This window comes from Kitasatospora sp. NPDC040550 (assembly GCF_055594965.1).
The window spans coordinates 99,331-124,531 of the sequence record NZ_JBVIWC010000004.1 but is presented as its reverse complement, the minus strand read 5'-3'; the positions used below and the strand labels follow the sequence as shown (position 1 = coordinate 124,531).

Genomic DNA, 25,201 nt, shown 5'->3' with positions numbered 1-25,201 from the left:
CCCACACCCTCGAAACACCCTCCGACCTGCACCCTCACCCGAACGGCCGGAGCGCAGGGTCCGTCAGTCGGACGGCAGCACCGGCCGACGGTGCCGGCCGGTGCCCTTCCGAAGCAGCGCAACGGGCGTGTCGTCCTGTGCCTCGATGAGCTCCCCGTCCCGCCGCATGATCAGCGGATAAGCCTCCGAGAAGTCCTCGGCAACGGCGACCGGCCGCCAGGCGCGCCCGTCCCACTCGACCACCAGACGGGGAACGTCCTGGAACAGATGCGGCTCCGGACGGTCCTCGGGAACGAGGGCCAGAGCATCCCGGGTCCCCGGCGGGCGGTAGCGATCACCCCGGGCGGCGTACCAGTCCGCAACGGATTCGTCGTCGGGAAAGACCACGTCCTGATCCTCCTGCTCGGCATCGCCCCGAGGTTAGCCCGTCGCCCTACTTCGGTTCCCGGTTGAGCACCGACAGCCGCCGAGCGGATCGGAGCCGCAACGCGGCCGTCTCCGCCGGCTGCCCGGTCACCCACTCCACCAGCACCGAACACAGCTGTGCCGAGAGGTCGAGGAAGTTCCGACCGCCGACGTCCGGGGGCAGAGCGGCGCGCAGTCCCTCGGAATCCTCGCCGAGCTCCAGCAGCTTCTTCAAGGCCCAGTGCACGGTGAGGAGTTGTACGCCGAGTGTGATGTGCAGGCTGTGTTCATGCTCGGTGCTCTGCCCCGCGTGGACCCACCCTCGGGGGATGAACAGGACCTGCCCGGCCCGCAGAGTGACGTCGAAGTCCGGTGCGTCCTGCTCGAACCTCATCTTGTCGACCGGGTCGAACCCGATCTTCGACCAGTTGTGGTGTTCGAGCGGATTGACGAACACCGGCTTGAACATGTGCCACCGCTTCGCGCCCTCGGCCTGTGCGATGAAGACGTGATGGCAGTCCCAGAGCCAGCCGAAGCCCCTGGCCCTGCCGGCCGGTGTCAGATAGACGTTCCCGGTGACCGGGTGGCCGAGCTGGGTCGACAGGGCCTTGCAGAACGTCACCAGGGGCGGCCACGACCGGTGCAGCCCGTTGAGGACCAAGGTGTCGGTGGGGTGATCGGCATCCGGGCGTTCAGCGGTCAGAACCCCGTCGCGGACCATCCCGAAACCCCCCGGCCGCAAGTCCGGATCGGCCAGGATCTCGCGGGCCGCCTGGCGACTGGCCAGCAGTCGCAGGTCGGCGGCATCCCTGTCGTACACGGTCGGGGTATCCGGCCACGCATTGCGGAAGGTCTCCGGGTCGGCGACGAGGCGGTGCAGCGAAGTCGTCATGGTGCAGCTCTCCTTGGCTCGATGCGGAGTGCGGCGGCCACCCCGCACAGCCGGGTGGCCGCCGCATCGGGTCGGGTGGTCAGCCCAACAGGTGGTCGTACTGACCGGCGACGAACGCGGCCTTGAGCTTCCGCAGCTCACCGGAGGTCAGCTCGACCACGGCGTTCTCGTTGTTGGTGTTGGCCAGGGCGATCACACCGTTCGGCATCGCGGCCAGCGCCGCGCACTCCACCTTGTCGTCCAGGTGGGAGTCACGGGCCACCGACCAGTCGAGGTCGGGGTGCGACACGGGGTTGAAGGCGATCGGCTCGTTCATGGTGTTCTCCCAGGTGATTCGGTTGGTACTACCTCCCCGTCGCGGGGAGGAATCCGGGGCGCCCGCACGGCTTGAACGGGGGCGCTGCGGGATCGGCCTCAGCCGGGCGGGACGCGAAGGTCGGCGTGCACCGTCTTGCCGAACGCGTCCGGGGTGACACCCCACTGCCCGCGCGTGAGTTTGTGGACCAACGCGAGGCCGCGGTGGCATTCCTCGTCGTCACCTGCCGCGATAAGTACGGGCATGGTGCGAGAGCCGTCCCGCACTGAGATCCGGACGATCTGGGCCGTGATCCGGCGGATCCTGACGGTCATGAAGGCGAGGCAGCCCGTCTTGACGGCGTTCCCGACCAGCTCGGAAACGATCAGCTCGGCGTCGTCGGCCAGGTCATGCAACTCCCAGTCCGCGAGCTTGCGCCGCACGAGTCGGCGGGCTGCACCCGCCGACTCCGGCCGGTAGTGCAGGACGACCGTGGCCGGGGCCAGCACTGGGGACGGTGCTTCGACGGTGACGGACACGATTCGCTCCCTCGGATGGTCCGGCGGCTCAGTGGTGGGCCGCATTCAGTTCACCGCCTGCGAATGGGCCATGGACTCTGAGTGACCGGACGTTTCGCCGGACGTTTCGGCATCAACGACACCCGCCCGGCCGGCACCGGTGGCAGAGTGTCAGTAGCGATTGACTCTGTGCGAGGGGGCGCTTTGACTGCGCGATCGCTGGCCGACCTCCGAAAGGCCGCCGGTTACACGCAAGAATCCTTTGTCGGTGCGTTTTCGAAGATGGCAAAGCACATGGCCATCGACGCGGCGGTGAGCGTCCGCCAACTCCGCCGTTGGGAGTCGGCGAAGCCGCCTCTGCCTCATCCGGGTCAACAGGCAGTGATCGAGGCCATGTTGGGCATCCCACTCGGCGAGCTCGGATTCGATGTCCCACCGGAGAGGGCGCACAGTGGGCCGACGAGCGGGCACCATGAGGACGTGGACCGTCGACAGTTCGTCGTAGATGTGGGCGCGATCCTGGGCGCCACCGTCATGCCAGTTGCCCGAGGCCGGCGGATCGGAGCTTCGGACGTGCAACGCCTGCAGGCAAGGGTGTCCGATCTGTACACAATCGACCATTCTCAAGGCGGCAAGGTCGCCCAGAAAGCGGCCTTGCAGGTACTACGGCTGGTCGAGAAGGCCGTGGCAAACGGGTCGTACCTTGAGCGCGTCGGACGGGAGCTGCACGCCTTGTCCGGCGCCCTGCACTCTCACCTCGGATGGATCGAATTCGATGCAGGCCGCCCGGCGCAAGCACGGGCGGCCTGCACCGAAGCGCTGGCCTCGGCCCGACTGGTGGGCAATCCGCTACTGGAGGTCAGGGCGCTGGACAAGTTGTCCATGCTTGCCGCCGAGCAGCGACGCCCTTGGGAGGCGATGGCTGCGGCGACGGCCGCTGGAGAACTGGCGCAGAGACACGGCGGCCCCAAGGTGAGATTGGTCGTGGCCTTGCGGCTCGCACGCGCGTTGTCGGCCGCCGGAGATCATGCGGCCGCCCGACGCGCCCTCTCGGTCGCGCTGACCTGGCACGACCGGGCCGACAAGGACACGGCCGCGCCCCGGTGGACGGCATTCGCCGGTCGGGTCGAGGTCGACTACGCCACTGCCGCGTGGCACGTGGAAACCGGTCGCCCCGTCCACGCGATCCCGTTCTTGCGGTCCGCAGTGAGTCAGCTCGGCCCGACGTACACCCGTAATGCGGCGCTGTACCGGGCACGCTTGGCCGAGGTACTCATGAAAGCCGGCGAGGTGGAGGAGGCCTGCGCAGAGGCCTGCGCGAGCGCGGACGCGGCTCAGGGGATGACGTCCGCCCGGCTGGTGGAGAGGCTGCGGTCCGTAGCCGCGACCGCCGAGCGGCTCAACACGGCGCCGGCGCGGGATTTCGTGGAACAACTGCGGGACCTCGGAGTTGCCGCGAAGAAGGGACGGACGGCGTGACGGTGACGATCAAGGCCCTGGACGGCGAGCGGACGGCCGACCTGGAGGAGCAGCTGAAGACCGTTTTCGCCGAGGCCTTCGCCGAACCGCCGTACGGGGAAGGCCCGCCCGATGTCGAACGCGCGTTCCGCCGCTTCCGATCACAGGTGCGGCGGCGGGGGTTCCGGGCGACGGTGGCCTTCGAAGACGGGACGGTCGTGGGCATGGCGTACGGCTACCCGCTGGCCGCCGGCACGGGCTGGTGGGACACCCTCATCGAGCCGGTAGCCGAGGATCTCCGTTTCGAGGACGGGAAGCGGACGTTCGGAGTGTTCGAACTCGCGGTACGCCCCGCCTGGCGCAGGCGGGGCGTCGCCACCGAACTGCACCGCGCCCTGGTGGGCGGGCTGGAGAACCGGCGCGTGATGCTGAACAGCCGTCCGGACGCGACAGCGGCGCAGGCCGCCTACCGGGCATGGGGCTATCGGCGGGTGGGGGCGGCGGTTCCGTGGGAGGGCGCGGCGGAGCACGACATCATGCTGCTGGAGTTGTGATGCGCCCTCCTGGTCAGGCGGGCACCTCGGCGAGGTAGCGGAACTTGCGGGCGTCGTCGGCCAGGTCCTCGGTGTCGAGCGTCACGCCGTCGCCGTGCTCGATGCAGAAGGCCGCCGTGCTGCCTCTTGATCGAGCACCGGCGTATCCGAGCAGGCCAGGGCCATGCGCGCAAGGGATCTGACGGCGGTCTCGACGGACAGTTCCCCAGGCGTTCATCCGCCCGGCACGCGGAACTCATCGGGGAGCGGCAGGCTCCGACCAGGCCGGTGAAGTTGGCTATACAACTTCACCCACAGAGCCGCCGCCGAGGAGGAGACCCATGACCGAGCTGCCGCCGTACTGGCTGCGCGACAACTGCCCCTGCGCCGAGTGCCGGGACCCGCGCAACGGGCAGAAGCTGTTCCAGATCGACGACCTGGTGGACGACCTCACGATCGCCGCGAGCACGGAGATCGACGGCAACCTGGAGGTGCTCTGGTCGGACGGGCACCGGTCGCGCTACCCGCTGGAGTGGATCACCGGCGAACAGGGCGGCGACGGCCGGACGGAGGCCGACAAGCGCCTGTGGGTGGCGGCGGACTTCCGGCGCGGCATCCCCGAGGCCGGCTGGGGGACGTACCTCACCGACCCCGCCGAGCAGGCCGCCGTCCTGGCCGCCGTACGGCGCAGCGGCTTCGCGGTGCTGCGCGGGGTGCCCGCCGTGGAGGGGCAGGTGCTGCGGGTGGCCGAGAGCTTCGGGTACGTCCGGGTCACCAACTACGGGGAGCTGTTCGACGTCCGGGTCGAGCCGGATCCGAACAACCTCGCGTTCACCGACAAGGCGATCGCCCCGCACACCGACAACCCGTACCGCGACCCGGTGCCCACCCTCCAACTGCTGCACTGCCTGGAGAACTCGGCGACCGGCGGCGACTCCGGCCTGGTGGACGGCTTCAAGGCGGCGGAGCTCCTGCGGGCCGAGGCCCCGGGGGACTTCGCGACGCTCACCCGCACCCCCGTCCCCTTCGTCTTCCGCGACCGCCGCACCGAACTGCGCGCCGACCGCCCGCTGATCGACGTGGACCCGCTGGGCAGGATCCGCGAGGTCCGGTTCAACAACCGCTCGATCGGCACCCTGCGCGCCGGCCCGGACGACCTGACGGCCTTCTACGCCGCCTACCGCCGCTTCGCCGCGATCACCCTGCGCCCCGAGCTCCAGCTGACCTTCCGGCTCGGCCCCGGCGACTGCCTGGTCTTCGACAACACCCGTCTGCTGCACGCCCGTACGGCCTTCCGGCAGGACGGCCACCGGCACCTCCAGGGGTGCTACGCGGATCTCGACTCGCTCGCCTCCACCCTCGCCGTGCTGCACCGCCGCACCGCCGCCCTGGACGAACTGGCCGGGCTGTTCGCGGGTGAGGGTGCCGGGGAGTACCTGGGCGAGGCGGTCACCATGGCCGAGCACATGCTCCAGGCCGCGGCCGCCGCCGAGGCCGCCAGGGCCCCCGACCACCTGGTCGCCGCGGCCCTGCTGCACGACGTCGGGCACTTCCACGGCGCCTTGCACGGAAGAGATCTGATGCAAGGTCAGGACAATCGGCACAGCCACACGGGTGCCGACCGGCTGGCCGCCTGGTTCGGCCCGGAGGTCACCGAGCCGGTCCGGCTGCACGTGGCGGCCAAGCGCTACCTGTGCGCGGTCGAGCCCGGCTACCGGGCCCGGCTCTCCGAGGCCTCCGCGTACACCCTCACCGTCCAGGGCGGCCCGATGGGCGCCGAGGAGGCCGCCGCCTTCGCCCAACTCCCGGGCGCTGTCGATGCGGTGGCCGTGCGCCGGTGGGACGAGCAGGCGAAGGAGCCCGGCCTGGAGACGCCGGACTTCGAGCACTACCGCCCGCTGCTCGCCTCGCTCATGCGCTGAGGCCCCGAAGCGGCTCGGCCAGGCCCCGAAGCGGCGCGGCCGTCCGGGAGCTCAGTCCAGCTCCCGGGCGTGCCGCGAAAGCGCCGACGTGGCCAGCGAGTTGTGCACGCTGAACGCCACCGTGCCGGGCAGGTAGCGGTCCTGGGACCACTCCACCGGCGTGCCGGTCGGGTCGGTGGTGCGCCGCCGCTCGCGCAGCAGCGGGCCGCCCCGGCGGCAGCCGAGCAGCCGGGCGTCCTCGGCGTTGGCCGCGACGATGTCGATGGTGTGGTCGGCGTCGGTGAACAGGATGCCGTGCTCGCGCAGCACCTCGGTGTGCGAGACGACGTCCGGCGGCAGCTCGGCGACGATCTCGCCGACCCGCGGCGGGTAGATGGTCCGCTCGACCATCACCGGGGTGCCGGACAGCGTCCGCAGCCGGACCGTCACGTACACCTCGGCGCCTGGCTCCAGCCGCAGTTGCTCGCGCTCGGCCGCGTCGGCCGGGCGGCGCACCAGGGAGTCCAGGATGCCGCCGGGCTCCTCGCCCATCGAGTACGCCCAGTGCGTGAAGCTGAGCAGTTCGGAGAAGCTCTGCACCCGGGCGCCGCCGAGGACCACCCGTCGGGTGCCGCGGCGGGAGGTGACCAGCCCGTCGGAGCGCAGCACGGCGAGCGCCTGGCGGACGGTGCCGCGGGAGACCCCGTACTGCTCGGCCAGCGCGCCCTCCGCGGGCAGTCGGCCGGCCTCGCCGTACGCGCCGGTGGTGATGGCCTCGCGCAGATCGGCGGCCACCTTGCGGTACAGGGCTCCGGCCGTGCGCTCGACGGGGCGCCCGGGCCCCACTGCCACGTCACTCAATTGACCCTCCAGGGGCGGTGTCCAGCGCAGCCGTACCGGCACGGACAGCCCGACCTTATCCCGCTGCGCCGTTCGAGCATCGCACCGAACGGATCACGCTCCGATGGCCGGATTCCACCGTTCCCGCACCCGACCCCGGTTCTGGGCCGTCCGTTCACCTTCCCGTCACCGAACTTCGGGTTACTTACCTCCGTCAGCGAAGTTGGCTAGTCAACTCGGACGCCTTCGAACTCCCCGGACGGCTCCGGATCGCCACTCGCCGATCCCCCGATCTAGACACCCGCTTGCAGTTCCCCCTTCTCAGGAGACTGACCCGTGTCCGTGCACCGTGCCCGCTCCGCCGCCTTCGCGGCCGTCCTGACCGCCGCCGCGCTGTCCCTCACCGCCTGCGGTTCCGCCGGCTCCTCCTCCGCGAAGTCCGGCAGCGACGCCGCGGGCGGCAAGAGCGCCAAGACCGCCACCTCGGCCGCCGACCTCGGCGGCATGGACGCCCTGGTCGCCGCCGCCAAGAAGGAGGGCAAGCTGCACGTCATCACGCTGCCGCGCGACTGGGCGAACTACGGCAAGCTGATGGACGGCTTCAAGGCGAAGTACGGCATCGACATCGAGGACGAGAACCCGGACGGCTCCAGCCAGGACGAGATCAACGCGATCACCTCCCGCAAGGGCCAGGACCGCGCCCCCGACGTGGTCGACCTGGGTGCCGCGTTCGCCACCTCCGGCGGCAAGCAGGGCCTGTTCGCCCCCTACAAGGTCGCCGACTTCGACAAGATCCCGGCCACCATGAAGGACGCCAACGGTCTGAGCTACAACGACTACGGCGGCTACATCTCGATCGCCTGCGACGCCAAGAAGGTGTCGGCCTGCCCGAAGACCTTCGCCGACCTGCTCAAGCCCGAGTACAAGGGCATGGTCGCGCTCAACGGCAACCCGACCAAGGCGAACGCCGCGTACAGCGCCGTCATGGCCGCCGCCCTGGCCAACAACGGCTCGCTGGACAACATCCAGCCCGGCATCGACTTCTTCGGCAAGTTGAAGCAGGCCGGCAACTTCAACCCGGTCGAGGTCACCCCCGCGACCATCGAGAAGGGCGAGACCCCGATCACCATCGACTGGTCCTACCTGAACGCCGGCTACGCCGACAAGTTCAAGGACAAGGGCATCGACTGGCAGGTCAGCATCCCGTCCGACGGCATCTACGCCAACTTCTACAACCAGGCCATCAACAAGGACGCGCCGCACCCGGCCGCCGCCCGCCTGTGGGAGGAGTACCTCTACAGCGCGGAGGGCCAGAACGGCTTCCTGGGCGGCTACGCCACCCCGGCCCTGTTCGACGCCATGAAGGCCGCGGGCACCCTGGACACGGCCACCGCCGCCAAGCTCCCGGCCGTCGAGAAGCCCTTCACCACCTTCCCGACCGACGACCAGACCACCGCGGCCAAGAAGGTCGTGACGGAGAACTGGGCCAAGGCGATCTCGGGCTGATCTGACTGATGACTACGGCTCCCACCCCGGTGCCGGCCAGCGCCTCCGCCGCCCAGAGCGGCGGGGGCGCCCCCGGCCCCGCCTCCCCCGCCCCGGCCCCGGTCACCGCCACCACGGTGCACACCGAGGCCCCCCGCCCGGCCGCGCGCCGGGCCCGCGGCAGCCGCGCCTGGCTCGCCGCCCTCCCCCTGATCCTCTTCTTCGCGATCGGCTTCGGCCTGCCGGCCGTCGCGATCGTCATCGGCGCCTTCACCACCTCCTCGGACGCCCCCGACGGCGGCGGCACCTTCACCCTCGACAACCTCACCGGCTCGCTCCAGGGCGCCTACTGGACGGCCCTGTGGGGCAGCGTGAAGCTCTCCCTGCTGACCGCACTGATCGCCACCGTGGTCGGCCTGCCGCTGGCCCAGGCCGTGGCGACCTCCCGGTTCCGCGCCTTCCGCGAGGCCGTGATGTCCGCCTCCGGCGTGCTCGCCAACTTCGGTGGCGTCCCGCTGGCCTTCATGTTCGTCGCCACCCTCGGCAACTCCGGCGAGGTCACCAAGAAGCTCGGCCTGACCAAGCACGGCTGGAACCTCTACACCTTCTCCGGCCTGTCCGTGGTCTACCTGTACTTCCTGGTGCCGCTGATGGTCATCACCATCACCCCGGCCCTGGAGGGCCTCAAGGTCCAGTGGCGCGAGGCCGCGTACAACAACGGCGCCACCGGCGTGCAGTACTGGCGGCACGTGGCGCTGCCCGTCCTGCTGCCCTCGCTGCTCGGCGGCTTCGTGCTGCTGTTCGGCGCCTCCTTCGCCGCGTACGCCACCGCCGAGGCCATGGTGGGCAGTTCGGTGCCGCTGATCTCGATGCAGATCGGCGACGCGCTGTCCGGCAACGTCCTGGTCGGCCAGGGCAACCTCGCCCTCGCCCTCGGCCTCGACATGATCGTGGTCGCCTGCCTGGTGATGGCCGTGTACCTGCCCCTTCAGCGCCGGAGTGCCAAGTGGCTCGCCTGATCAATCGCATCCGTTTCGGCCGCGGCCTGGTCCTGCTGCTCTGCGGGATCTACTTCGCGGTGCCGATGGCCGCCTCGCTGTGGTTCAGCATCGACGACAACAAGGGCGGCACCAGCTTCCGCGCCTACACCGAGCTGCTGAACGCCCCCGGCTTCACCGACAGCCTGGTGCTCAGCCTCGAACTGGCCGCCGTCACCGTGGCGGTGCTGCTGCTCCTGCTCGTCCCCGCGGTGCTCGCCGCCCGGCTCGGCGCGCCGAGGCTGCGCCCGGTCATCGAGGTCATGTGCTCGATGCCGCTGGTCGTCCCGGTGGTGGCCCTCACCACCGGCATCATCGGCGTGCTGCGCTGGGGCCCGGACTACCTCCAGGACACCCCGTTCTTCCAGACCATCGTGGCCATCCAGGACCCGGACTTCCCGATCGTCCTGGTCATCGCCTACGTGCTGATGGCCCTGCCGTTCGCCTACCGGGCGATCGACGCCGGACTGCGCGGCGTGGACGTGGTCACCCTGGTCGAGGCCGCCCGCAACTGCGGCGCCGGCTGGCTGCGCGCGGTGTTCACCGTCGTCCTGCCGAACCTGCGCAGCGCGCTGCTGAACGGCGCCGTGCTCACCGTCGCCCTGGTGCTCGGCGAGTTCACCACCGCCTCCATCCTCGGCTTCGGCCCCTTCTCGGTGTGGATCAACTCCAACGGCAAGAGCGACGGCCAGATGTCCGTCGCGGTGTCGATGCTCAGCCTGCTGATCGTCTGGCTCGTCCTGCTGCTGATGTCCGCCGTCGGCCGCGGCCGCAAGGCCGCCCGGTCCTGAACCACCCCCCGTTCTCCAGGAGTTACCAGCCATGACCACGGCCACCGCCACCGCCTCCCGGGCCGCGACCGCCGCCGGCGGCGCCACCGTCGAGTTCCGCTCGCTGCGCCGCGCGTTCGGCGCCACCACCGCCCTCGACGGCCTGGACCTGACCGTCCGGCCCGGTGAACTGCTCGCCCTGCTCGGCCCGTCCGGCTGCGGCAAGACCACCGCGCTGCGCATCCTGGCCGGCTTCGAGCAGCACGACTCCGGCGAGGTGCTGGTCGACGGGCAGGACATCACCGCGATCCCCGCCCACAAGCGCGACGCGGGCATGGTGTTCCAGTCGTACAGCCTCTTCCCACACCTCACCGCGCTGAACAACGTCGCCTTCGGGCTGCGGATGCGCGGCACCGGCAAGGCCGAGCGCCGCAAGCGCGCCCAGGAGCTGCTGGAGCTGGTCGGCCTGCCGCACCGCGCCGAGCACTACCCGCACCAGATGTCCGGCGGCCAGCAGCAGCGCATCGCGCTCGCCCGCGCGCTCGCCCTCCAGCCGCGCGTGCTGCTGCTGGACGAGCCGCTGTCCGCGCTGGACGCCAAGGTCCGCCTCCAGCTGCGCGAGGAGATCCGCCGCCTCCAGCAGGAGCTGGGCATCACCACCCTGTTCGTCACCCACGACCAGGAGGAGGCGCTGTCCATGGCCGACCGGGTCGCCGTGCTGCGGGCCGGGAAGCTGGAGCAGTGCGCCACCCCGTCCGAGCTGTACGGCCGGCCGGCCACCGCCTTCGTCGCCGAGTTCGTCGGCACCATGAGCCGCATCCCGTGCACCCGCAGCTCGGACGGCGTCGAGGTGCTCGGCCGCCGGCACGCGGTCGACGGCACCGCGCCTGCCGACGGCGAACTCCAGGTGCTGGTCCGCCCGGAGAACGTCGTCCTCACCCCGTCCGCGACCGGCCCGGCCCAGGTGGTCACCGCGTCCTTCCTGGGCGCCGTCACCCGGCTCACCGTCCGCCTGGACGACGGCACCGAGGTCAAGGCCGACCTGCCCACCGAGGCCGCCGCCGCCCTGCCGGCCGGCTCGCGCGCCGAGCTCACCCTGCCGGACCGCCCGGTACTGGTGGACCGCCGAACCGTCTGAGCGGCCCGTCTGGGATCCTCGTTACCGCCTCTGCACCCACAGAAGAACCACCGAAGGTACCGCCATGCCTGAAACCGTCGTTCCTGATTCCGCCCCCGTCCCCCTGCCCGCCGCCGTCCTCTTCGACATGGACGGCACCCTGGTCGACACCGAGCAGCTGTGGTGGAAGGCCGCCGCCGAACTCGCCGAGGAGCTGGACCACCCGCTCACCGACCAGGACGCCCCCGAAGTGCTCGGCCAGGCCGTCGAGCACACCGCCGCCCACCTGCACCGGGTCAGCGGCACCAGCCGCCCCGAGGCCGAACTCGCCACGGTGCTCGGCGAGTCCTTCGCCGCCAAGGTCGCCGCCGAGACGGTGCCCCGCCCCGGCGCGCTCGACCTGCTGGCCGCCCTGCGCGAGGCCCGGGTGCCCACCGCGCTGGTCTCCGCCTCCCCCCGCCTGGTGGTGGACCTCGTCCTGTCGTCCATCGGCCGCGACTGGTTCGCCGTCACCATGGCCGCCGAGGACACCCCCCGCACCAAGCCCGCGCCGGACCCGTACCTCGCCGCCGCCGAGCGGCTCGGCCTCGACCCGGCCACCTGCGTCGCCGTCGAGGACACCCCCACCGGGGTCGCCTCCGCCGCCGCGGCCGGCTGCGCGGTGCTCGCCGTGCCCTCCACCGCCGTCCCGATGCCCGACGGCCGGCGGATCACCCTGCTGGACAGCCTGGAGCGCGCCGACGTGGCGCTGCTGGGGAAGCTCTCCGCCGCCCCGGCCGTTTGACAGCGACATGCCCTACGTCCTGCTCACCCTCGCCATCCTGAGCGAGGTCTGCGCCACCAGCTGCCTCAAACTCACCGAGGGGTTCACCCGCCTCTGGCCCAGCCTCGGCGTCGGGGTCGGCTACGCCCTCTCCTTCTACCTGCTCGGCCGCGCGCTCAAGCACATCCCGGTCTCGGTCGCCTACGCCGTCTGGTCCGGCGCCGGAACGGCCGCGGTCGCCGGGATCGGCGTGGTCGCCTTCGGCGAATCACTCGGCAAGCTGCAGATCCTCGGCATCGCCCTGATCATCGTCGGAGTCGTCGTCCTCAACCTCAAGGGCGGCCACTGACCGACCGCCACCCCGCCCGCCCGGGCCGTCCCAGGCAGGCGGGGTGACCCACCTCACGCCACCCCGCCGGAACCCCGTAGACCGTCCCACCGTCCTGTCCTTCGCACTTTTCTGACGAACGGACAGTACGGGGGACGATGCCGTGAGTGATGACGCCGCGAAAGCCGGCGGACCGGAGTTCAAGATCCGGCCGGGGCAACTCACGGACGCCGCACCGACGTTCGAGAACCAGGGCAAGGCGCTCAAGGAGGCCCTCGACAAGCTCCGGCACAGCCTCGCCGACGCGGGCGGCCCGTGGGGCGACGACAAGCAGGGCAAGGAGTTCGCGGCGGCCTACAACACCCCGCACGACCACGTGCTCTCCGCGCTCGACGTCCTGGTCAAGGGCCTGACCAGCATCGGCGAGGGACTGCGGGCCCACGCCGACAACCACACCGGCGCCGACGACCACGTCAAGAAGGGCCTGACGCCATGACCGGCCGCCGCCCCCGAACGGGGCCGGCGCATGGGTGAGTCCACGGCGGCGAAGGCCGTCCGCAAACTCACCGGGATGTGGTGGCCCGACGCCGACCCCGACAAGCTCCGCACGGTCGCCGACGCCTGGGAGGCGATGGCCACCGCCCTCGACAACGTCACCGCCCCCACCAACCAGGCCGCCGCCGCCATCGTCGCCAACAACCACGGCCCCGCCATCGACGCCTTCGGCACGTTCTGGGGCCGGTACTACGGGGGCAAGGACAGCGCGGGCAAGGGCAAGGGCTGGCTGCCCGAGACCGCCGAGGCCTGCCGCAGCCTGGCCAAGGCCCTGCGCGACTTCGCCCACGAGGTCGACAAGGCGATCAAGAAACTGGAGGAGGAGGCCGCGATCGTCGGCGGCACCCTGGTCGCCGGCACCGCACTGGCCTTCTTCACCCTGGGCATCTCCGAGGGCGCCGCCCTCACCGCCACCGCGGGCATCGTCGCCACGGCCGCCGCCCTGGGCGTGACCGTCTCCGAGACCATTGCCATGATCGCCGCCACCGTCCTGGTCGGCGCCGCGTTCGGCGCCGTCGAGGCCATCACCGTCGATCTGGCCGTCGCCCAACCGATCCGGGTCGAGTTCTTCGACGACGGCGGCTACAGCCTCCAGGAGGCCGTCGACTCCGGCAAGGCCGGCGAACTCATGGGCGCCGCCGGCGGCGGCCTCGGCGCCGGCGGCCGCGCCGTCGCCAACGCCGCCGAACGCGCCGAGGGCGCCTCCGTCGCCCTCACCGGCCTGGCCAAGGTCGCCAACGCCGCCGACACCCTCCCCGGCCGCATGGTCACCGGCGCCGGCCTCGCCTACGGCTACGACGCCGCCTTCACAACCGGCCCCGTCATGCCCCTCGACCTCGTCCTCGGCGCCGCCGGCAGCGCGGCCGCACCGGGGGGAGGGTCCGGCCGCCGGCCGGCTCGGACGGCGGAAGGCCCCGAATACCTGCCCAGAACCGGAGGGTCGGAGTACGTCGACCCAGCCGAATCCGAAAAGGCCCGGCAGATTTACGAGCAAGTCCGCCGGGCCACCGGCGACACCGAACGGATCGCCGCGAATACTGGCTACGATCTGGATGTCCTCAAGAGAATCAAGAACCACATCTTCGAGAACACCCACAAAGACGTACCGGTACCGCCGGACGGAAGTCCGGCAACCGGCCGGTTCGCACCCATGGACCACATATCCGAAATGTGGCTAAAGGCGGAAGCGGGAACGCTCACCCCGGAAGAATCCACAAGATTCTTCCGCTGGGCCTGCCATGAAGGCGTCGAGAGTATACTCATGGAACCCCCTCACAATCTTCCGTACCGACGAGGTCGCTGGGAGGACGGCACCCACTGGCCAACCCCAGGCGATTGGGGCGCACACGAGGTGGCGCCCCACGAACACCGCGAGGACCCGTTCTTCGCCTGGCGCGGGCTCGGCCTCGATAAGCCAGATTTCCCCATAGCCGGCGATTTGAGCAATCTTGACGAGGTTGCCGCCTGGATTCTCGCGCAGAGGAAAGAATCGTGAACAGTGTGCACGCCCTGGCCGATCGACTGACGAACGTCGAATGGGACCCAGAGGAGACGGATCCCCGGCTTCGGGTCTCGCTCATGAAGGAGTTTCTCCGGCGTTCGGCACTGTGGGCCCAGCAATTGGGTTCGGACACGTGGCCGTTCTTCGATGTGGCGGCCCTGATCGACCCGTCCGTTCGCGCCGACGCCGAGTTGGTCGAACGGGTCTCGAAGAGCTGTGCGTTGCAGAGCAATGCCGTCCGGCAAAGCTGCGTGGGAGCGCTGCATTTCGCCGCCCTCCAGGAATCCGGCCGAGCCGTGCCCCGACTGCCGGACCCTTATGAGCCCATCGTCTCCCTCTTCGAGAACGGCGGCGGCTTCGCTCTCGACGGAACCGGGATGATCGACATCGATGCCGCCGTGAGCATGAGCCGGGGCAGCCTGGCGGACTGGCTGGAGCGCACGGGGCCGACCTCCTGACGCATACCCACGACCACCATCTGCCCAGGGAAGTGCGTCCGTCGGCGGCTCGGGCCGGGCCGGAGCCGCCGACGATGACCGGGAAGTCGGACCGGCCGACTTCCTGACCCCCGCCCGGAGGCGGCAGGGGCCGGGCGTAGCGTTCCACCCCGGCGTCGTGAGGAGCGGGGGAAGCAGTGGCGGGGACGAGGACGAGACGCGGGACCGTCGCGCTGGCGGCCGCGCTGGTGGCGGCGGTGCCGGCCGGGACGTTCGGGCTGGTGGCGGTGAGCACGTACGTGGGGTTCGGGACGGCGTCGCTGCTCGGGCTGGTGCTCGGGGTCGGGTGGATCGTGGGGCTGGTCCGGTTGCTGGGGCCGGTGGGCTGTTGGGCGGCGATCCTGTCGGTGGCGCTGTGGGGCGGTGCGCTCGGCGAGGTGGTCTCGGCCCGGGACGCGGTGATCCTGAACGCCCGCGGGGTCACGGTGACGGCGCGGGTGTCGGCGGTGCACGACCACCCCGGCGACAAGCACCCGAGCTCGACGTACGACCTGGTCGGCGAGTTCGGCCTGCCGATCCCCAACGGCACGGTGTCCGGGAGCCTCCACGCGCACGCCGTCGGCGACCGGTTGGTGGTCCGCTACGACCCGGAGGGCGTGGCGGCCGCGACCGCCCCGGGCGATGTCGACTTCGCGAAGGACCTGGCGATCGCCGGCGCCCTGGATGCCGTCCTGATGGCGGCCGTCGCCGGTCTCGGGGTGGCGGTGGTCCGCAACGGCCGCCCGCGCCGGGTCCCGTGGCGCCGGGGCAGCGCCCTCTGAGCCACGCCCTGCGGCGGGGCCGCGCAGCCGAGGTGGGCCGGACGGGCCGGTGGGCTATTCCCGCGCCACCCGTGCCCGCAGGTAGTTGCGCCGTCCGAAGTTGGGCTCGTCGACCGCCGTGAGCTCCTCGACCTGGAACCGGTACAGCGCCGCCGCCCCGCCCCCGGTGAGGTACTGCCGCCGGACCTCCTCGTCCTGGGCGAAGGCCGGGTACCGCCCCTGGTAGGCCGCCAGCGCGGCTTCCGCCTGGTGCCCCCAGGCCTCGCCCGCGCTGCCGGTCAGCTGGAGTCCGCGCAGTTGCTCGCCGAAGACGGGCGGCGGCAGGAAGACGGTGGCGGCGGCCCGGGCCTCCTCGGCGAGGTGGTGGCTGTGCCGGGTGGAGCGCTCGCTGACGAAGTAGAGGACGAGGTCCTCGTCGTAGGCGAAGAAGGCGAGGTTGGCGTGCGGTCCGTGCTCGTGGCCGGCGGTGGCGAGGGTGAGCACCATGGCCTCGGCGAGCAGTCCTTCGACGCCCTTGTGCAGCAGGTCGCCCGGCCAGTCCCCCTGTGTGATGTCGAGTCGGTACGGCATACGGCACTCCCCTCCGCTGGCGCCCGGTGCCTTCGCGCCCCGAGCACGACTGAGCCGGGCGGGCGCCCCCGTCGGGGGCCGCACGCCCGGCTCACATGCTCCACCCGCCGTCCGAAACCGGACAAGGGGCGGGCCGCTCACGAATTGGGTTCTACTGCGCGCGGTGCGAGGCGTACCCGCGGGTCACCACCGGCACCGTGCCGGGGCCGAGCAGCGGCCGCAGCGCGCCCGACCGCATCCTGTCGACGAGCGGTCCGCAGCGTCCGGCCAGCGGGGCCAGCACCAGTGCGACCAGGGTGCCGACGAGGGCGCCGACCGCCACGTCGTGGGGGTAGTGCACGCCGACCCAGACGCGGGAGGCGGCCATCAGGGCCGCGAAGACGGTGGCGACGACGCCGAGCCGGCGGCTGACGAACCAGAGCGAGATCGCGGCGGCGAAGGCGATCACCGAGTGGTTGCTGGGGAAGGACCAGTCACCGGCGGCGGGGCAGGTCTCCAGCGAGACGCTGCCCTTGATCTGCGCGCACGGCCGGAGTTCCTCGACCATGCCCTTGAGCACGGAGTTGATGCCGTACGCGACGACCACGATCACCGGGGAGGCGAGCACCTTGGCCATCACCGCGGAGTCGGCGCCGCGCGCCCGCCACCAGGCGTACAGCATGAACAGGGCGAACAGCCCGAGGCCGATCGCGGACCAGACCTTGATCACGTCGTCCAGCCAGGCCGGGGCGGACTGCGCCCACTTGTTGACCTGGGTGTAGAGGCCGCCGTCGATGCCACTGCCGTCGTACACGGCGAGAGCCCGAGAGGACATCACACGTCACCTCCGTGACGGCGCGCCTTACGGGCGCGGAACAGTTCGAGAACAATGGGGAGCACGGAGACAACTACTACCAGACCGATGATCGGCAGCAGATACTGGTCGATCCCGGGAATCGAGGACCCGAGCCCGTACCCGGCCAGCACCACGCCGACGGTCCAGACCGCACCGCCCGCCACCTGCCAGAAGGTGAACGAGCGCACCGGCACTTCGAGTACGCCGCAGAGCGGATTCAGCACCGTACGGACCACCGGGATGAACCGGGCCAGCACGATCGCCTTGCCGTGGCCGTACTTGGCCAGCAGCTCCTCGGCCCGCGCCACGCCCTCCAGCAGGCTCTTGCGCTTGGTTCGGCCCAACAGCGCCCGGCCGCCGCGCCGGCCGATCAGGTAGCCGACCTGGGCCCCGGCCAGCGCCCCGATCAGGGCGGCGGGGAGCACCTGCCACAGGTGCAGCTGCGGGCCCTTGGTGGCGCCGGGCACGCAGAGCAGGCCCGCGGTGAACAGCAGTGAGTCGCCGGGCAGGAAGAAGCCCACCAGCAGGCCGGTCTCGGCGAACAGCACCACGGCGATGCCGAACGCCCCGAAGGCGGCGAGCAGCGAGGAGGCGTCCAGCGGGTTCACGGCGAGGTGGGTGCCCATCGCGAGGTGAACGGCCGGATCGGCGGGGAACTGGAGCAAGGCTGGCGGACCTCCCGTACGTTGGGGGGCGGTCGCCGCGACGCGCGGCGGACCCACCCGGGACCGTCTACAGTGACGTAGACGGTCTACATGACTGTAGACGAAAGCTGGAGGAAGCGCCGCCATGTCCGACGTACCGTCCGCCCGCCGGCCCGCCGGGGAGCTGGAGTCCGAGGTGCTGGCCGCCCTGTGGTCGGCCCGGCAGCCGATGACCCCGCAGGACGTCCAGACGGCGCTCGGCGGGGACCTCGCCCGCACCACCATCGCGACGATCCTGGCCCGGCTGCACGACAAGGGCACGGTCGAACGCACCCGGACCGGCCGCGCCTACGCCTACACCCCGACCGTCCAGGACACGGCGGGCCTCGCCGCCCGCCGGATGCACACCGAGCTCGGCCGCGAGGCCGACCGCTCCACCGTGCTCGCCCGCTTCGTCTCCGACCTCTCCGCCGAGGACGAGCAGCTGCTGCGCGCCCTGCTCGGCGACGGCACCCACGCCCTCGACGGCACCCACGGCGCCGACGGCGGCCCCCGACCGACGGGCGGCCCCGGATCGGCGGGCGCCCCGTGATGATCGCCGTCTGGGCGCCGCTGCTGCTGCCCTTCCTGACCGTCCCGCTGGCCCGCCGGCTCGCCGAGGCGCTGCCGCCGCGCGCCGCCGCCTGGCTGCTGGCCGGCACCGCCACCGTCCTGGCCGGCGGCACCCTCTGCTCGCTCGGACTGCTCGCCACCGCCGGACTGCTCCAGCTGCCCCCGGTCGCCGCCCTCGGCCACCTCTCGCTGCCCTGGCTCACCGCCGCCGCGCCCAGCGCCCCGCTCGCCGCAGCGGTGGCCGGCCTCGCCCTGGCCGCGCTGACCGCGCTGGCCGTACGGACGACCCGCCGCCGGTGCCTGGAACTGCGCACCGCCCGGGCCGCACTGCCCACCTCGGATGCCTTCTGCGGCACCGAGCCGGGCGCCGAGACGGCGACCGCAACGAGCGCCGTGACGCGCACCGCAACGCGCGCCGTAAAGCGCACCGGGACGGACGCCGACCAGCATCCGGACACGCGCCCCCGCCACGCCTCGATGCGCCGGGCGCGCGCCGAGCGCGGGCCGCTGGACCCCGCCCGGCGCTCAGCCGCGCGCCCCGCCCCGCGCCTCGTGCCCGGCCCCGCCCGGACGGCCTGGCGGCAGGCACTGGCCCGGCTGCGGCACCCCGCCGACCACCCGCTCACCGTGCTGGACGACGAGCGCGCCGACGCCTTCGCCCTCCCCGGTCGCCTGCGCCGCCCCGGCCGGACCGGCGAGCCCGGCCGGATCGTGGTCACCTCCGGGATGCTGCGCGCCCTCAGCGGGCCCGAGCGCTCCGCCCTGCTCGCCCACGAGCGCGCCCACCTGACCGGCCGGCACCACGTCTTCCTCGCCCTCGCCGAGCACGCCTCCGACGTCCACCCGGCGCTCCGCCCCCTGCGCGCGCCCCTCGGGTACCACCTGGAGCGCTGGGCCGACGAGGTGGCCGCCGCCCGGATCGGCGATCGCGCCGTGACGGCCCGCGCGGTCGGCCGGGCCGCCCTCGCCGCGAGCCGTTCGCCCTGGCCGGCCCGGCCCCGGCTGGTCGCCGCCGCCCACTCCGGCCCGGTCCCGCGGCGGGTCGCGGCCCTCCTCCAGCCCCGCCCGTCCACCGCCCCGGCCACCCGGCTGCGGGCCGTCGCGCTGGCCCTGGCCGCCTGCCTGGCCCTGACCACGGGCGCCACCCTGGAGGCCACCGCCGACCTCCACCACACCGTCGAGACCGCCCAGCACGAATCCGGCACGGAGCGCTAACCGCCCCCGAACGGGCACGGCCGGCCGACCCCGAGCGGGCACCGAAGCGCCTCCGAACGAGCGCCGAAGGGCCGCCGAACGGGCACCGAAGCGCCTCCGAACGGGCACCGAACGGCCCCCGTACGGGCACCGAACGGCCGCCGGACGAACGTCCGCCGGGCGCCCCGCGCGGTTTCTGTACCGACCGGTATGCGGACTTGGCGGACCCCGTCCCCATGCGCCCATCGCACCCGTACGCTTTCGTCAGCGCGTCGACCCCGGCGCGTCCTCGAACGGCGGCGAGGAGCAACCCGAGTGCGGCAGACCGGACGGCAGTCCCGACGACCAGAGCGCCGCACCCCGCCGACCGCGGCGGAGCTGGCCAGGGTCCACGAACGCACCCTCGCCGACGCCGCCGCCCGCGAACTCGTCCTCCCCGAGAACACCGGGCCCGGTACGCCCGGCCGACCCGAACCCCGCCCGGAGATCGGCGACTCCTGGGCGAGGCTGCGCCGTCTCGGCCTCGACCCCGACACCGGCGCCTCCACCGTCCTGCTCGGCCCCGCCGAGCTGGAGCAGCGCCGCCGGGCCAGCGGCCTCGACAACGTCATGCCGGTGCTGCGCGAGACCCTGCTGGAACCGGTGAGCCAGGCACCGCTGATCCTCGCCATCGCCGACGCCGAGGGCCACGTGCTCTGGCAGGAGGGCGAACGCGGCCTGCGCCGCAGCGCCGACCGGATCGGCTTCGTCACCGGCGCCCGCTGGATCGAGGAGACCGTCGGCACCAACGGCATCGGCGTCGCGCTGCGCGCCCAGCGCCCGATGCACGTCCACTCCGCCGAGCACTACCTGCGCAGCCACCACACCTGGACCTGCGTGGCCGCCCCCGTGCACGACCCGGCCACCGGGCGGCTGGTCGGCGCCATCAACCTCAGCGGCCCGGCCCACAACGTCCGCCCGTACCTGCTCCAGCTCACCGCCACCGCCGCCCGGCTCGCCGAGACCGAGCTGCGCGCCCACCGCCTGGAGGCGCTGAACCAGCTCCGCACCCTGGCCGCCCCGCTGCTCGCCCGGGTCGGCGGACCGGCCCTGGTGGTGGACGCGGCCGGCTGGACCGCCGCCTCGGCCGGGCTGCCGCCGCGGAGCCGGCTGCGCATCCCCAGCGAGGGCTGGGTCCCGGCCGCCGTGCACTGGGTGCCGGGGCTGGGCGAGTGCGTGCTGGAACCGCTCGCGGACGGCTGGCTGGTGCGGCCCGTCCGCCCGACCGAGGCGGACGGCTCCGGCACGGTGACCGCCGAACGCGCCGAGGGCGCCCGGCTCCGGCTCGACCTGCGCCGACCGGACCGCCCCGAACTGTCCGTCCGGGGCGCGGCCGACAGCTGGTCGCACCCGGTCAGCCCGCGCCACGCCGAGCTCCTGCTGCTGCTCGCCACCACCCGCGAGGGCAGCACCGCGTCCCAGTTGGCCGAGGCACTGTTCGGCGACCCGGGGCGGACGGTCACGGTCCGCGCCGAACTGTCCCGGCTGCGCCGCTACCTGGGCGGCCTGCTGGCCCACCGGCCGTACCGCTTCGCCGACTCGGTGCTGGTCACGGTGGAGGGGCCGGCCGATCCGCTCGACCTGCTGCCCTCCTCCACGGCCCCCGCGGTACGGCGGCTGCGGGCGGAGCTGGTGGCGGGCCTGGTCCGGCTGCCCGGGGCCGCGGCACCCGTGCCGTCACCGCGCCACGGCGGGGGCCCGCCGGTCCCGGACGGCGACCCGGCCGCGCGGTGCGCACCGACGAACAGCTCCCCCACGAACGGCCCGGCCACGAACAGCACGGCCACGAACGGCGCCCCCACGAGCGGCCCGGCCACCGACAGAACTGTCACCAACGGCCCGCCCGCGAGCGGCAGTTGCGCTCCTCAGCCGCCGGCGAGCAGCGCGGCCAACTGGGCGTCGGTGGGCCCGCAGTCGCGCTCGGCCTCGGCCGAGACCAGCGCGTAGGTGCGGTCCAGCCAGGCCTGCACCCGGGGCCTGGAGGCCTCCAGCAGGGCGCTGCCGTGCGGGGATTCGAGCGCCAGGTGCAGGGTCGAGCCGTGGCAGGGGCAGTACGCCGGCCACAGCTTGACGTCGCCCTGGCCGCTGATCCCCTGCAGTCCGTCGCGCAGCAGGTCGCGGGAGAACACCCAGTCCGCCTCGTCCGGACGCCCCAGGTGGAAGGTCAGCAGCACCTCGTAGGGCCGTGCGGCGTCGAAGCGGAACCGGGTGCACACCTCGCCGACCACTTCGTCGCCCAGTGAGATCCGCAGCATCAGCACCTCCTCCACCGACGCCGGAGCGGCGGCGGAGCCACCCCCATCGCCGCCCGTGGGGGTGGCGGCGAGGGGGGCACTGGAGGCTGCGGACAGCGGGTCGGGCGGCATGACGGTCTCTCCGGGAACGGCGCGGGATGCCATCAGCCTGCGTCACCCGCGACCGGGCAGGCAAGGGTTGCAAGGGGGTTGCAATAACCCCCGCCCGGGCCCGCCGACCCTTACCAGGAATATCAGACGGACCGTCAACTTCCGCCCATCGAACGGATGTCCGGAGAATGGAGGGATACTGTCCGTCGTCCGGCCACCCGCTGGTACGCTCTCCCCCTCCCGGCGCGGGCCCGCCCGCGAGGCCGGCCCGGAACGGCCGGACCGCTGCCCGGCGGTGGTGCGTGGGAGAATACGGCGACGCGACGGCGGCTTCGGGGAGGGAGGGGTCCGGTGGCTGTGCGTGGGGAGACCACGCGGGACGTGCAGCACGAACCCGCACGGCAGGGTCGGCACGGTCGGCCCCGCCCGTTCGGCGGCCGCTTCCGGCTGCCCACCCTGCGCTTCTCCGGTGCCGCGATGGCGATGTCCACCGTCGTCGGCATCAGCATCGCCACCACCCTCCTGCTGAACGAACAGCAGGGCATCGGCCGTCGGGCCGGCGTCGCCCGGGTCGGCACCACCCCGCCGCCCAGCCCGAGCGGTACGGACCAGGCCGAGGCCGCCTCCGAGCGGACCACGGACACCCCTCCCCCGCCCTCCGGCCACCCGCACGCCCCGAAGCCCTCCGGCCACCCCTCGACGCACCCGTCCGGCCCGGCCAACGCCGCCGCCACGCCGCCGTCGGGACTGCGGGCCGGAACGGCCGCCCCGGTCACGCCGTCGACCGGCGGGCAGGCCTCCGCCGGGCACGACCCGCAGCCCTCCGCCGACACCCCGGCGGACGGCTCCTCCCCCTCCGCCCAGCCGCCCACGGCCACCGACCCGTCCGCCCCGCCCCCGGGTCAGCCGGGCGCCGGGCCGGCGGGCACCGGACGACCGGAGGTCGGAGCAGCCGGCACGGGCGAGTCCCCGCATCCGCCCGCGCTCCAACCGGCCAAGCCCGGCCGCCCGGACGCCGCCCTCCCCGGCCCGGGCCGCCCGCTCCCGCCGCCGCCGGGCGCCGCCGCCCCCGGAAACGCCGTCGTCCCCGGAGACGCCGCTGGCACCGACACCGCCGGCAGCCCCGGTGCCACCAACGGCGCCGACGCCACCGCCACCACCCAGGACGCGGAGGGCGCCGGGAGCACCGAGGGCACCACCCCGGACGCCGATCAGGCCCTGACCGGCAGCGGACTGACCACCCCCCTCGGCCGCGACGGCCTCCGGCACGCGCTGGACCTCACCGTGGCCGAACCGGTCACCGCACTCCAGGCCGAATTCCGGCTCACCGCAGGCGAGTTGGCCCCAGGCACCGGCACCGTCTGGACCGACCTGCCGGGCGCCGTGGTGACCACCCAGCAGGAACGCGGCACCGTGGTCTACCGCTTCACCACCCCGCCCGGCACCGACGTCGAGCCCGGCCGCTACGGCTTCGTCGTGCGCGGCACCCGCCCGGCCGAGCCGGTCGGCCCGGTGCGCAGGTCGGGTGCACAGGAGAGCTGGAACGCCGCGGCCTTCGGCATCGACCACCCCCGGGCGGTCGCCGCGCTCGGCGGCTTCGGCCCGTCGGCGCCGCAGCGGACACCCCAGCCCGCACCGCAGGCCACACCCCAGCCCGCACCGCAGGCCACACCGCAGGCCGCCGAGCAGCCGGTGGGCCAGGTCCGCTGACCACCCCTCGGCCGATCCGATCGTCCGACGATCGGCCAGCTCACCGGGCTCATCCCCGCACCCCCGTTCGTTACTGTGTGCAGCACCCGGCCCGACGCCCCCAGCGGCCCCGGCCCGGGCCGTCGTTCCGCACCCGAGGAGGAGTCCTTGTCCACCGTCCTGACCCAAGGCGGCAACGCACCGCTGACCGCCGCGCGGGTGACCGTCGAGGTCACCGCGCCCAAGGCGCTGGACGTCTCCGGCCTCCTGCTGACCGACGCCGGCAAGGTCCGCTCGGACGCCGACTTCGTCTTCTTCAACGCCCCGCACGGCCCGGGCGTGAGCCTGCGCCCGGCCGCCGCCGGAGCACCGGACGCGATCACCGTCGACACCCCGGCCGTCCCGGCCGACATCAGCAAGATCGTGGTCACCGCCAGTCCGGCCGACCAGTCCGCCACCTTCGCCGGGATCGAGCCGACCGCCACCGTCCGGGACGCCGACACCGGAGCCGTCCTGGTCACCTTCACCCCGCCCCGGCTGGGCCTGGAGACCGCGCTCATCGTGGTCGAGGTCTACCGGCGCAACGGGGTCTGGAAGGTGCGCGCGGTCGGCCAGGGGTACGCGGACGGCCTGGCGGGCATCGCCACCGACTTCGGCGTCACCGTCGACGACGCCCCGACCTCGACCCCGGCCCCGCAGCCGACCGCCGCCCCCGCCCCGGCCGCGCAGCCGACCCCCACCCTCGCCCCGGCCCCAGCCCCGGCCCCGCCGAGCGCACCGGCACCCGCCACGGCCCCGACCAGCGCGCCGACCGTCCAGATGCACTCCCCGGCCGACCTCCCGCTGCCGCCCGTCCCCCCGGTGCCCCCGGCCCCGCCCGTCCCCCCGGTGCCGCCGGTGCCGCCGGCTCCCGCGGTCGACCCCCGGATCGCCCTGGCCACCGTCCCGTCCATGCCCGCCGCACCCCCGGAGCCCCCGGCCCCCGGAGCCACTCCGGCCCCCGCCCCCGCCGAGCGCCCCAAGGTCACCCTGGACAAGGGCCGGGTCAACCTGGTCAAGGGCAGCTCCGTCTCCCTGGTGAAGAACGGCCGCCCCTTCCTCTCCTCGGTCCGGATGGCCCTCGGCTGGGAGTCCGCCGCCCGCGGCCGCGACATCGACCTGGACGCCTCCTGCCTCGCCTTCGACGCCCAGCACAAGCGACTGGAGACGGCCTGGTTCATGAAGCTGAGCATCTTCAACGGCGCGATCGCCCACTCCGGCGACAACCTGGTCGGTGGGGACGGCGGCGACGACGAGGCGATCACCGTCCACCTGGAGGGCCTGCCGGCCGAGGTCCACGCGCTGGTGTTCGTGGTCAACTCCTTCTCCGGCCAGAAGTTCACCGAGCTGCGGAACGCCTACTGCCGCTTGGTGGACGTCCGCACCGAGGAGGAGCTGGCCCGCTTCGACCTGACCCACTCCGAGCCGCGCACCGGCGTGGTGATGTGCAAGCTGGTCCGTCGCCCCGCCGGCGAGTGGGAGATGACGGCGCTCGGCGAGTTCGTCGACGGCAAGACCGCCCGGGCGATGATCGAACCCTCCGCCGCCCTCCTCTGACCCGACCACACCCACCCAACG

At 72.9% G+C, this 25,201-nt stretch carries 28 protein-coding genes; 18 read left to right on the top strand and 10 right to left on the bottom strand.

Annotated elements, in window-relative coordinates; genetic code table 11:
* Nucleotides 1-63: 63 nt before the first annotated feature.
* From ACZ58X_RS08310 to ACZ58X_RS08295, 4 genes are all read right to left on the bottom strand, one after another.
* The gene (locus ACZ58X_RS08310; protein ID WP_470332849.1) at nt 64-387 is read right to left on the bottom strand and encodes a DUF6087 family protein; all 324 of its coding nucleotides are present in this window, start codon (nt 385-387) and stop codon (nt 64-66) included.
* 46 nt (nt 388-433) lie between these two features.
* Nucleotides 434-1,297 carry a JmjC domain-containing protein gene (locus ACZ58X_RS08305; protein WP_470332848.1) on the bottom strand — a complete coding sequence of 288 codons (864 nt, stop codon included), beginning with the start codon at nt 1,295-1,297 and terminating at the stop codon, nt 434-436.
* A gap of 79 nt (nt 1,298-1,376) precedes the next feature.
* Nucleotides 1,377-1,613: a hypothetical protein gene (locus tag ACZ58X_RS08300; RefSeq protein WP_470332847.1), complete on the bottom strand. Its 237-nt coding sequence runs from the start codon at nt 1,611-1,613 to the stop codon at nt 1,377-1,379.
* 98 nt (nt 1,614-1,711) lie between these two features.
* The gene (locus ACZ58X_RS08295; RefSeq protein WP_470332846.1) at nt 1,712-2,131 is read right to left on the bottom strand and encodes an ATP-binding protein; all 420 of its coding nucleotides are present in this window, start codon (nt 2,129-2,131) and stop codon (nt 1,712-1,714) included.
* Nucleotides 2,132-2,212: 81 nt separating this feature from the next.
* Between ACZ58X_RS08295 and ACZ58X_RS08290 the strand changes: the two genes are divergently transcribed.
* On the top strand, nt 2,213-3,589 hold the full coding sequence (locus ACZ58X_RS08290; RefSeq protein WP_470332845.1) for a hypothetical protein: 1,377 nt from the start codon (nt 2,213-2,215) through the stop codon (nt 3,587-3,589).
* Entirely contained in the window at nt 3,586-4,122 is a 537-nt protein-coding gene (locus ACZ58X_RS08285; protein WP_470332844.1) for a GNAT family N-acetyltransferase, read from the top strand. Before ACZ58X_RS08290 ends, ACZ58X_RS08285 begins: the two co-directional genes overlap by 4 nt.
* 13 nt (nt 4,123-4,135) lie before the next feature.
* Here ACZ58X_RS08285 and ACZ58X_RS08280 read toward each other — a convergent pair whose 3' ends face one another.
* Nucleotides 4,136-4,339, bottom strand: coding sequence for a hypothetical protein (locus tag ACZ58X_RS08280; protein WP_470332843.1), 204 nt, complete (start codon nt 4,337-4,339; stop codon nt 4,136-4,138).
* A gap of 103 nt (nt 4,340-4,442) precedes the next feature.
* Here ACZ58X_RS08280 and tmpA point away from each other — a divergent pair, with 103 nt between their 5' ends.
* On the top strand, nt 4,443-6,023 hold the full coding sequence (gene tmpA, locus ACZ58X_RS08275; protein WP_470332842.1) for a 2-trimethylaminoethylphosphonate dioxygenase: 1,581 nt from the start codon (nt 4,443-4,445) through the stop codon (nt 6,021-6,023).
* Nucleotides 6,024-6,074: 51 nt separating this feature from the next.
* On the opposite strand, the gene ACZ58X_RS08270 is transcribed toward tmpA, so the two are convergent.
* A complete protein-coding gene (locus ACZ58X_RS08270) occupies nt 6,075-6,854 on the bottom strand; it encodes a GntR family transcriptional regulator (RefSeq protein ID WP_470333099.1) in 780 nt (259 codons plus the stop codon).
* A gap of 324 nt (nt 6,855-7,178) precedes the next feature.
* Here ACZ58X_RS08270 and ACZ58X_RS08265 point away from each other — a divergent pair, with 324 nt between their 5' ends.
* From ACZ58X_RS08265 to ACZ58X_RS08220, 10 genes are all read left to right on the top strand, one after another.
* The gene (locus ACZ58X_RS08265; RefSeq protein ID WP_470332841.1) at nt 7,179-8,348 is read left to right on the top strand and encodes an ABC transporter substrate-binding protein; all 1,170 of its coding nucleotides are present in this window, start codon (nt 7,179-7,181) and stop codon (nt 8,346-8,348) included.
* An 8-nt stretch (nt 8,349-8,356) separates the two neighbouring features.
* The gene (locus ACZ58X_RS08260) at nt 8,357-9,346 is read left to right on the top strand and encodes an ABC transporter permease (protein ID WP_470332840.1); all 990 of its coding nucleotides are present in this window, start codon (nt 8,357-8,359) and stop codon (nt 9,344-9,346) included.
* Complete coding sequence (locus ACZ58X_RS08255) at nt 9,346-10,155, top strand: ABC transporter permease (RefSeq protein ID WP_470333098.1); 810 nt, start codon at nt 9,346-9,348, stop codon at nt 10,153-10,155. Before ACZ58X_RS08260 ends, ACZ58X_RS08255 begins: the two co-directional genes overlap by 1 nt.
* 31 nt (nt 10,156-10,186) lie before the next feature.
* Nucleotides 10,187-11,272, top strand: a complete 1,086-nt coding sequence (locus ACZ58X_RS08250) for an ABC transporter ATP-binding protein (RefSeq protein ID WP_470332839.1) — start codon at nt 10,187-10,189, stop codon at nt 11,270-11,272.
* A gap of 64 nt (nt 11,273-11,336) precedes the next feature.
* The gene (locus tag ACZ58X_RS08245) at nt 11,337-12,035 is read left to right on the top strand and encodes an HAD family hydrolase (protein ID WP_470332838.1); all 699 of its coding nucleotides are present in this window, start codon (nt 11,337-11,339) and stop codon (nt 12,033-12,035) included.
* A 7-nt stretch (nt 12,036-12,042) separates the two neighbouring features.
* On the top strand, nt 12,043-12,363 hold the full coding sequence (locus ACZ58X_RS08240) for a DMT family transporter (protein WP_350506695.1): 321 nt from the start codon (nt 12,043-12,045) through the stop codon (nt 12,361-12,363).
* 142 nt (nt 12,364-12,505) lie between these two features.
* Entirely contained in the window at nt 12,506-12,838 is a 333-nt protein-coding gene (locus ACZ58X_RS08235) for a WXG100 family type VII secretion target (RefSeq protein WP_470332837.1), read from the top strand.
* 30 nt (nt 12,839-12,868) lie between these two features.
* Entirely contained in the window at nt 12,869-14,392 is a 1,524-nt protein-coding gene (locus tag ACZ58X_RS08230; protein WP_470332836.1) for a WXG100-like domain-containing protein, read from the top strand.
* Nucleotides 14,389-14,856 (top strand): hypothetical protein, encoded by a 468-nt coding sequence (locus tag ACZ58X_RS08225; protein WP_470332835.1) that lies wholly within the window; start codon nt 14,389-14,391, stop codon nt 14,854-14,856. Before ACZ58X_RS08230 ends, ACZ58X_RS08225 begins: the two co-directional genes overlap by 4 nt.
* Before the next feature lie 176 nt (nt 14,857-15,032).
* Entirely contained in the window at nt 15,033-15,656 is a 624-nt protein-coding gene (locus ACZ58X_RS08220) for a hypothetical protein (protein ID WP_470332834.1), read from the top strand.
* Between the two features lie 54 nt (nt 15,657-15,710).
* Here the strand turns inward: ACZ58X_RS08220 and ACZ58X_RS08215 are convergent, their stop codons facing one another.
* The 3 genes from ACZ58X_RS08215 to ACZ58X_RS08205 all read right to left on the bottom strand — a co-directional run bounded on the left by ACZ58X_RS08215 (nt 15,711) and on the right by ACZ58X_RS08205 (nt 17,687).
* Nucleotides 15,711-16,226 carry a pyridoxamine 5'-phosphate oxidase family protein gene (locus tag ACZ58X_RS08215; protein ID WP_470332833.1) on the bottom strand — a complete coding sequence of 172 codons (516 nt, stop codon included), beginning with the start codon at nt 16,224-16,226 and terminating at the stop codon, nt 15,711-15,713.
* 151 nt (nt 16,227-16,377) lie between these two features.
* On the bottom strand, nt 16,378-17,040 hold the full coding sequence (locus ACZ58X_RS08210; RefSeq protein ID WP_470332832.1) for a phosphatase PAP2 family protein: 663 nt from the start codon (nt 17,038-17,040) through the stop codon (nt 16,378-16,380).
* Complete coding sequence (locus ACZ58X_RS08205) at nt 17,040-17,687, bottom strand: DedA family protein (RefSeq protein WP_470333097.1); 648 nt, start codon at nt 17,685-17,687, stop codon at nt 17,040-17,042. The genes ACZ58X_RS08210 and ACZ58X_RS08205 overlap by 1 nt, the downstream gene beginning before the upstream one ends.
* A 163-nt stretch (nt 17,688-17,850) precedes the next feature.
* On the opposite strand from ACZ58X_RS08205, the gene ACZ58X_RS08200 reads away from it, so the two are divergent.
* The 3 genes from ACZ58X_RS08200 (at nt 17,851) to ACZ58X_RS08190 (ending at nt 21,497) form a co-directional block, all read left to right on the top strand.
* Nucleotides 17,851-18,297: a BlaI/MecI/CopY family transcriptional regulator gene (locus ACZ58X_RS08200; protein WP_470332831.1), complete on the top strand. Its 447-nt coding sequence runs from the start codon at nt 17,851-17,853 to the stop codon at nt 18,295-18,297.
* On the top strand, nt 18,297-19,532 hold the full coding sequence (locus ACZ58X_RS08195) for a M56 family metallopeptidase (protein ID WP_470332830.1): 1,236 nt from the start codon (nt 18,297-18,299) through the stop codon (nt 19,530-19,532). Before ACZ58X_RS08200 ends, ACZ58X_RS08195 begins: the two co-directional genes overlap by 1 nt.
* A 294-nt stretch (nt 19,533-19,826) precedes the next feature.
* Nucleotides 19,827-21,497, top strand: coding sequence for a GAF domain-containing protein (locus ACZ58X_RS08190; protein WP_470332829.1), 1,671 nt, complete (start codon nt 19,827-19,829; stop codon nt 21,495-21,497).
* Here the strand turns inward: ACZ58X_RS08190 and ACZ58X_RS08185 are convergent.
* Complete coding sequence (locus ACZ58X_RS08185) at nt 21,416-21,916, bottom strand: SsgA family sporulation/cell division regulator (protein ID WP_470332828.1); 501 nt, start codon at nt 21,914-21,916, stop codon at nt 21,416-21,418. The two genes, ACZ58X_RS08190 and ACZ58X_RS08185, sit on opposite strands and share 82 nt — an antisense overlap.
* A 330-nt stretch (nt 21,917-22,246) precedes the next feature.
* Between ACZ58X_RS08185 and ACZ58X_RS08180 the strand changes: the two genes are divergently transcribed.
* Nucleotides 22,247-23,605 carry a hypothetical protein gene (locus ACZ58X_RS08180; RefSeq protein WP_470332827.1) on the top strand — a complete coding sequence of 453 codons (1,359 nt, stop codon included), beginning with the start codon at nt 22,247-22,249 and terminating at the stop codon, nt 23,603-23,605.
* A gap of 159 nt (nt 23,606-23,764) precedes the next feature.
* Nucleotides 23,765-25,180 carry a TerD family protein gene (locus tag ACZ58X_RS08175; protein ID WP_470333096.1) on the top strand — a complete coding sequence of 472 codons (1,416 nt, stop codon included), beginning with the start codon at nt 23,765-23,767 and terminating at the stop codon, nt 25,178-25,180.
* The last annotated feature ends 21 nt before the right edge of the window (nt 25,181-25,201 follow it).